Annotated in this window: 5 protein-coding genes; 4 read left to right on the top strand and 1 reads right to left on the bottom strand. The window is 64.8% G+C overall.

Going from position 1 to position 5,161, the window contains the following annotated elements; all coding sequences use genetic code 11:
- From VEY12_01535 to VEY12_01520, 4 genes are all read left to right on the top strand, one after another.
- Positions 1-1,114 (top strand): amino acid permease (locus VEY12_01535; protein HYM38813.1); only part of this gene is annotated, 1,114 nt, incomplete at its 5' end.
- Positions 1,115-1,245: 131 nt separating this feature from the next.
- Positions 1,246-1,674 carry a 30S ribosomal protein S12 gene (locus tag VEY12_01530; protein ID HYM38812.1) on the top strand — a complete coding sequence of 143 codons (429 nt, stop codon included), beginning with the start codon at positions 1,246-1,248 and terminating at the stop codon, positions 1,672-1,674.
- 5 nt (positions 1,675-1,679) lie between these two features.
- Positions 1,680-2,450 (top strand): 30S ribosomal protein S7, encoded by a 771-nt coding sequence (locus tag VEY12_01525; protein ID HYM38811.1) that lies wholly within the window; start codon positions 1,680-1,682, stop codon positions 2,448-2,450.
- A gap of 89 nt (positions 2,451-2,539) precedes the next feature.
- Complete coding sequence (locus VEY12_01520; GenBank protein ID HYM38810.1) at positions 2,540-4,738, top strand: elongation factor EF-2; 2,199 nt, start codon at positions 2,540-2,542, stop codon at positions 4,736-4,738.
- A gap of 31 nt (positions 4,739-4,769) precedes the next feature.
- On the opposite strand, the gene VEY12_01515 is transcribed toward VEY12_01520, so the two are convergent.
- The coding region (locus tag VEY12_01515; GenBank protein ID HYM38809.1) for an ABC transporter permease at positions 4,770-5,161 on the bottom strand (392 nt) is incomplete at its 5' end.

Here is a 5,161-nt window from a genome sequence, read left to right as displayed (position 1 = left end):
CCCCGTATTCGCGATCGTCTTCACCAACTACCTCCAGTATTTCGTTCCTCTGAGCCCGGCGGCGCAGATCGCGGTCCGGGTCCTGTTCGTGATCGTGTTCGTCTCCGTGAACATCGTGGGCGTCAAGGCGGCAGGGCGGCTCAACGACGTCCTGACCCTCGCGAAGCTCGCCCCGCTCCTCCTGATCATCGTGCTCGGAGTCGGGTCCATCCTCCTCACTCCGCGCCTGGTCGGCAACTACACGCCGTTTGCACCCCTAGGCGTCGACAGTTTCGGGGCGGCCATGGTCCTGATCTTCTGGGCGTACGCGGGGTTCGAACTCGGTTCCCTCCCGGCGAGCGAGGTCGTGAATCCGAAGAAGAACGTCCCGAGGGCCCTGATCAGCGGGATGGCGATCGTGATCTTCTTCTACGTGATGACCAGCGTAGCCGTCTTCGGAGTCGTCAACTGGGCGCAGCTCGCACAGACCCCGATCCCCCTCGTGCTCGTGAGCACGGCCCTCCTGGGCACGGCGGGCGCGGTGATCACGGGAGTGGGCGCGCTCGCCTCCGTGTCGGGGACCGATGAGACCGAGGTGCTCGGGACCGCCCGGCTCATGTATGCGATGTCCGCCGAGGGATTGCTGCCGCGGTCGCTCCAGAAGGTGCATCCGCGCTTCCAGACGCCCTACGTCGCAATCCTCATCGAGGGAGCGGTCGCCCTGGCGCTCTCCGTGTTCTCCGGCATCACCCAGCTCATTTCCTTCGCCGTCTTCAACCTCGCCGTGTGCTACATCCTGGTGTGTCTCGCGCTCACCGTGCTCAAGAAGCCGGGGGAACACGGGCTCCCCGGACAGGCGGTGCTCCCCTGGATCGGGGTGGCCATCAGCCTCTACCTCCTGTACTCCACATCCCTCGTCGACAAGATCGTCGGTTCGATCGCCGTCGCGCTCGGAATCCCCGTGTATCTCTACTTCACCAAGACCCACGTCGGCGAGCTGAAGGCCGTTGCCCTCTCCGAGGAGGAAATCTTCCGGACCAACCTCGAGAAACAGAACCGGTTCCTGGCGAATCTGGTCCGCTTGGTGCGGCGGGCGGTCGAGGGCCGCAGACGGGCGGCATCGGGAAGGAAGTGACCGTGCCCGACGCCTCCGCGTCATCGCCCCACGCGGCCACGCGGCCGCGCGGCGGCATCCCATGCGCGCCGTTCACCATCCTTATATAGCTCCTGCAAATTAGGACGCACTCCGCCCTACGAGGAACCAGCTTGGCACGGGGATTGTTCGCGGCACGGAAGCTCAAGGACGAGCGGCAGACGCGCCGCTGGTCCGACCGGTACTACAAGCGCCGCGTGCAGCACCTCAAGGAGAAGTCGGACCCGCTCGAGGGCTCGCCCCAGGCCAAGGGGATCGTCCTCGAAAAGGTGGCCATCGAGGCCAAGCAGCCCAACTCCGCCCTGCGGAAGTGCGTCAAGGTACAGCTCGTGAAGAACGGGCGGCAGATCACCGCGTTCGCCGTGGGCGACGGCGCGATCAACTTCATCGACGAGCACGACGAGGTTCTCGTCGAGGGGATCGGTGGCCGCATGGGCCGGTCCTACGGCGACATCCCGGGCGTCCGGTACAAGGTCATCCAGGTGAACGGCGTCTCCCTCGACGAGCTTGTGCGGGGCCGCAAAGAGAAGCCGGTGAGGTAGGTCGCTTGGAACCGCAGAATACTGGCACTCCGGAAACACCCGAGCCCGCGACGCCGGAGCCACCCGCGCCTCCGCCCCAGACGCCATTGCCCCCGCCGCCTGAAGCCGCGACGCCTTCGGAACCTGCACCGGTCGAGACGCCCACTGAGGAGGGCGAGGCCCCGGCCGAGGAGAAGCCGAAGAAAGCCCCGAAACCGAAGAAGCGGCCTCCCTACGAGATGAAGCTCTTCGAGAGGTACGACATCACGGACATCGCGGTCCACGACCTCGGGCTCGCGAAGTACATCAACCTGAACCCCATCGTCATCCCCCACACGGGCGGGCGCTGGGCGAACAAACCCTTCGGGAAGCAGAAGGCGAACATCGTCGAGCGGCTGATCAACGGCATGATGCGGACCGAGGTCTACACGGGAAAGAAGTCCAAGGCCTATCGCGTCGTGCGCACGTCCTTCGAGCTTATCGAGAAGAAGGCGAACAAGAACCCCGTGCAGGTGCTCGTCGAGGCGCTCGAGCACGCGGCACCCCGCGAGGAGATCACGCGGTTGCGGTTCGGCGGCATCTCCGTGCCGCGGGCCGTGGACATCTCGCCGTCGCGGCGGCTCGACATGGCCCTCCGAAACATCACGATCGGCGCGGTCCAGGCGACGTTCAAGAACCGCAAGCCCGTCGAGGAGTGCCTCGCGGACGAGATCTTCCTGGCGGCCAAGGGCGACATGCAAAGCTCCGCGATCGCGAAGAAGGAAGAGCTCGAGCGGGTCGCCTCGTCCGCGCGATGAGACCTTTCCCTTGGGCTGACCGAAGGTTTAATTAGGGCCCGCCATCTGCGATGGCATCTCATTGAGATTCCTCCCCAGGTGACACGCGTATGGGACGCAAGGAAGACAACATCAAGAAGGCCTCGACCCTGCTCCACAAGAAGGAGCAGATCCGAAACATCGGGACCGCGGCCCATATCGACCACGGGAAAACCACATTGAGTGATTCCCTGATCGCGGGCGCGGGCATGATCTCCGAGGAGCTCGCGGGCTCCCAGTTGTTCATGGACTACGACGAGCAGGAGCAGGCCCGTGGCATCACGATCAACGCGGCCATCGCGTCCATGGTCCACGAGCTCGACGGCCAACAGTACCTGATCAACCTAATCGACACGCCGGGCCACGTGGACTTCGGCGGCGACGTCACCCGCGCCATGCGGGCGATCGACGGGGTCATCATCCTCGTCGACGCAGTCGAGGGCATCATGCCCCAGACGGAGACCGTGATCCGGCAGGCGCTCAAGGAGCGCGTGCGGCCCGTCCTCTTCATCAACAAGGTCGACCGGCTCGTGAACGAGCTCAAGATCAGCCAAGAGCAGATGCAACAGCGCTTCGTGAAGATCATCACGGAGGTCAACCAGCGCATCCGCAAGCAACTCCCGGAGGACCTGGGGACCAGGTGGGCGCTGAACGTGGAGGCGGGCAACGTGGCGTTCGGGTCCGCGTTCCACAAGTGGGCCGTCTCGGTCCCGTTCACGAAGAAGACCGGCATCGGGTTCAAGGACGTGTACAAGCACTGCCAGGAGGGCACGATGAAGGAGCTCGCGAAGAAGGCGTCCCTCCACCACGTGGTCCTGGAGATGGTGATCAAGCACCTTCCGAACCCCCTCGAGGCCCAGAAGGTCCGAATCCCCGTGATCTGGAAGGGCGACCTCGAGTCCCCCGTCGGCAAGTCCATGCTCGCCGTCGGCGAGAGCGGTCCGGTAGCCTTCATGGTCACCAAGATCATCGTCGATCCCCAGGCGGGCGAGGTCGCGGCGGGGCGACTGTACTCGGGGAAGATTGTCCGCGGCCAGGAGCTCTGGGTCATCGGGATGCCTAAACCCCAGCGCGCGCAGACGGTCGCCATGATTGTCGGCCCGGACCGCATCCCCGTGGAGGAGATCGACGCGGGTAACGTGGTCGCGGTCGTGGGGCTCAAGGACGCGGTCGCCGGCTCCACGGTCAGCGACGACAAGGACATGCAGCCCTTCGAGAAGATCGTCCACTACTCCGAGCCGGTCGTCACGGTGGCCGTCGAGGCCAAATCGACGTCCGACCTCCCCAAGCTCATCGAGGCCCTGCGCCTCCTGGCGAAGGCGGACCCCAGCATCCAAGTCGAAATCAACCAGGAGACGGGGGAGCATCTAATCAGCGGGATGGGCGAGCTGCATCTCGAGATCACGATCTACCGCGTTCAGAACGACTACAAGATACCGGTGACCACGAGCCCGCCCATCGTCGTGTACCGCGAATGCGTGACGGGGAAGGGCGGCCCCTTCGAGGGGAAGTCCCCGAACAAGCACAACCGGTTCTACATGGAGGCGGAGCCCCTCGAACTCAAGGTCGTCCAGGCGATCCGCGCGGGGGAAATCGCCTCGGGCCAGCGCATCAAGGACTCGAAGGTCCTGGCCAAGAAGCTCGAGGAACTCGGGATGGACCGCGACGAGGCGAAGAACGTCGTCTGGATCCAGGACCAGAACATGCTCATTGACGCGACGAAGGGCATCCAGTACCTCAACGAGACCATGGAGCTGATCAAGGAGGCCTTCATCGAAGTGATGAACCGCGGTCCCCTCGCGCAGGAGAAGGGGATGGGTCTCAAGATCCGCCTCGTCGACGCGAAGCTCCACGAGGACTCCGTGCACCGGGGTCCCGCGCAGGTCATCCCCGCGGCCCGCAACGCGATCTACGGAGCGATGGTCCAAGGCGGCCGAACGCTCCTCGAGCCGATCACGAAGGTCTTCATCAACGTGCCCCAGGACTACATGGGCGCCGCGCTCGGCGACATCCAGAGCCGCCGCGGCGTGATCGAGGACATCAACCAGGAGGGCGAGGTCACGGTCATCCAGGCGAAAGCTCCCGTCGCCGAGATGTTCGGCTTCGCGTCCGCGATCCGGAGCGCGACCCAGGGGCGCGCCCTCTGGTCCACGGAGAACGCGGGCTTCGAGCCCGTGCCGAAGGATCTCCTCGGCGAGGTCGTGCGGAGCATCCGCACGCGGAAGGGGCTGCCGCCCGAACCGTACGACGAGGCGTACTACTCCGCATGAGCCGCCGCGCGACCGGTCGGTGCCGTGTACCTTAGCGGGTCATCGCCTTCCGGAACATGGGTACCGCGATCGCGAGGAGCACGACCCCAAACGCGAGCAGGATCATGATCTCCGGGAAGACCGCATCCACCCCCGCGCCGAGGACCATGACCTTCCTCAGGGCCGTCGTCGCGTAGGTCAGCGGAAGGATCTGCGCGATGTCCTGCATGAACCAGGGCATCTGCTGGATCGGGAAGAAGACCCCGCTCAGGAACATCATCGGGAACATGAGGGTCATCATGACCATCGTGGCGGTTTCTTCCTTGTCGGTGAAGGACGTGATTAGGATCCCGAGCCCGACGAAGCTGAAGACGGAGAGGAGGATGAGACCCGCGACGAGGAGCAGGTTCCCGTACACCACGACGCCGAAGCGAGCCACCGCAT

The sequence above is a fragment of the Thermoplasmata archaeon genome (assembly GCA_035632695.1).
GTDB lineage: Archaea > Thermoplasmatota > Thermoplasmata > RBG-16-68-12 > RBG-16-68-12 > RBG-16-68-12.
This window is presented reverse-complemented; position numbering and strand designations above follow the sequence as displayed.

Excerpts from the sequence above, each read along its gene's own strand:
- VEY12_01520 (HYM38810.1), top strand. The coding sequence starts at position 2,540 with ATGGGACGCAAGGAAGACAACATCAAGAAGGCCTCGACCCTGCTCCAC.